The sequence below is a fragment of the Rhodococcus sp. ENV425 genome, assembly GCF_002887785.1.
GTDB classification, from domain to species: domain Bacteria; phylum Actinomycetota; class Actinomycetes; order Mycobacteriales; family Mycobacteriaceae; genus Rhodococcus; species Rhodococcus aetherivorans.
Window position 1 is genome coordinate 1 of the sequence record NZ_PCZU01000200.1, and the last position, 2,054, is coordinate 2,054.

Consider the following 2,054-nt stretch of genomic DNA (forward strand, 5'->3'; position numbering starts at 1 on the left):
GGCGGCCGTGCTCGGACTGATCGCGGCCGCCTGGCTGTCGCCGCTGCTGTCGGTGCGCAACGTGGAGGTCGTCGGCGCGACGGCGATCCCGCAGGACGAGGTGCTGGCCCGCCTCGAGCTGGCGGAGGGCACGCCGCTGCTGCAGGTCGACACCGCGGCGGCGGCGCAGCGGGTCGCCACGTTGCCGCGGGCCGCGTCGGTGCGGGTACAGCGCGTGTACCCGTCCACCGTGCGGGTCACGGTGACCGAGCGGGAGGCGGTGTTCTTCGTCGACGCGCCGGACGGCACCCACTCGCTCGACGCGGACGGGGTGGACTTCGCGGTCGAGCCGCCGCCCATGCTGACCCCGCGCCTCGTCACCCCCGGCCCCGGTCCCGGCGATCCGGCGACGGCCGCGGCGATCGAGGTGCTCGAGGCGCTGCCGCCCGAGTTGCGCGTCCAGGTGGGCGAGGTGGCCGCTCCGTCGGCGTCGGAGGTCTCGCTCACGCTGCACGACGGCCGGATCGTGGTGTGGGGAGGGGTGGAGCGCTCGGAGCGCAAGGCTCAGGTGGTGCTGCCGCTGCTCACCCAGCCCGGCCGGACCTACGACGTGGCGGGCCCCGACCTGCCGACGGTGCGATGACGGCGCGGACGGCGATCGAGGCACGGCGACGAAAATCGTGACCGCCGTCGGCGCGCCTGCTGGCGGATCGCCGCCACCGTGCCATAGCGTTTCGCAGCAGTCGAGATACTTGACATAACCATCGACCTGTGGTTGAGGGTTTGTCCGTACCTCACCCGATGATGATCGAAGCGTGACCGATTTCTCAGGAAGGCGAGAGCCCATGACGCCCCCGCACAACTACCTCGCCGTAATCAAGGTCGTCGGTATCGGCGGTGGCGGCGTGAACGCGGTCAACCGCATGATCGAACAGGGACTCAAGGGAGTCGAGTTCATCGCGGTGAACACCGACGCCCAGGCCCTGCTCATGTCCGACGCCGACGTCAAGCTCGACGTGGGCCGTGAACTCACCCGGGGGCTCGGCGCCGGCGCGGATCCCGAGGTCGGCCGCAAGGCCGCCGAGGACCACAAGGACGAGATCGAAGAGGTGCTCAAGGGCGCCGACATGGTCTTCGTCACCGCCGGCGAGGGCGGCGGGACCGGCACCGGCGGCGCGCCCGTGGTCGCGAGCATCGCCCGCAAGCTCGGTGCGCTGACCGTCGGCGTCGTCACGCGGCCGTTCTCGTTCGAGGGCAAGCGCCGCGGCGGCCAGGCCGACACGGGCATCCAGACCCTGCGCGAGTCCTGCGACACCCTCATCGTCATCCCCAACGACCGGCTGCTGCAGCTCGGCGACGCCGCCGTCAGCCTCATGGACGCGTTCCGCTCCGCCGACGAGGTGCTGCTCAACGGTGTCCAGGGCATCACCGACCTCATCACCACCCCCGGCCTGATCAACGTCGACTTCGCCGACGTCAAGGGCGTGATGTCCGGCGCCGGCAGCGCGCTGATGGGCATCGGTTCCTCCCGCGGGGAGGGCCGGGCCATCAAGGCCGCCGAGGCGGCGATCAACTCGCCGCTGCTCGAGGCGTCGATGGAAGGCGCGCGCGGCGTGCTGCTGTCCATCGCCGGCGGCTCCGACCTCGGCCTGTTCGAGATCAACGAGGCGGCTTCGCTGGTGCAGGAGGCCGCCCACATCGACGCGAACATCATCTTCGGCACCGTCATCGACGACTCCCTGGGCGACGAGGTGCGCGTCACCGTCATCGCGGCCGGGTTCGACGGCGGCACCCCGGCGCGGCGTCCCGTGGAATCGGCCCCGCCGACCACCGCAACGCGCGGCGGCACCATCGGCGCGGGACGTGCCGGCGACGTCGGCCGCCCGGAGCGGGAGCGGGCCGAGGAGATGCCGGCGCGTGAGCAGCAGCCCGTCGCGGGCAGTTCGCTGCCGCCGATCGGGTCTGCGCAGCCGGCACGGCCGGTGGAGGTCGACGAGGACGGCGACGACGACGTCGACGTGCCGATCTTCATGCGCCGGTGACGGTGGCACAGTCGGCTCTCCGGGCGCGGCGGG

2 protein-coding genes are annotated in these 2,054 nt (G+C 72.2%); both read left to right on the forward strand.

Annotated features, from left to right (window positions below):
* Positions 1 to 622: FtsQ-type POTRA domain-containing protein (locus CQZ88_RS16620; RefSeq protein WP_308410811.1), on the forward strand; the 622-nt coding region annotated here is incomplete at its 5' end.
* A gap of 202 nt (positions 623 to 824) precedes the next feature.
* The gene (gene ftsZ, locus CQZ88_RS16625) at positions 825 to 2,021 is read left to right on the forward strand and encodes a cell division protein FtsZ (RefSeq protein WP_006933411.1); all 1,197 of its coding nucleotides are present in this window, start codon (positions 825 to 827) and stop codon (positions 2,019 to 2,021) included.
* Positions 2,022 to 2,054: the final 33 nt, after the last annotated feature.

Excerpts from the sequence above, each read along its gene's own strand:
- ftsZ (WP_006933411.1), top strand. The coding sequence starts at position 825 with ATGACGCCCCCGCACAACTACCTCGCCGTAATCAAGGTCGTCGGTATC.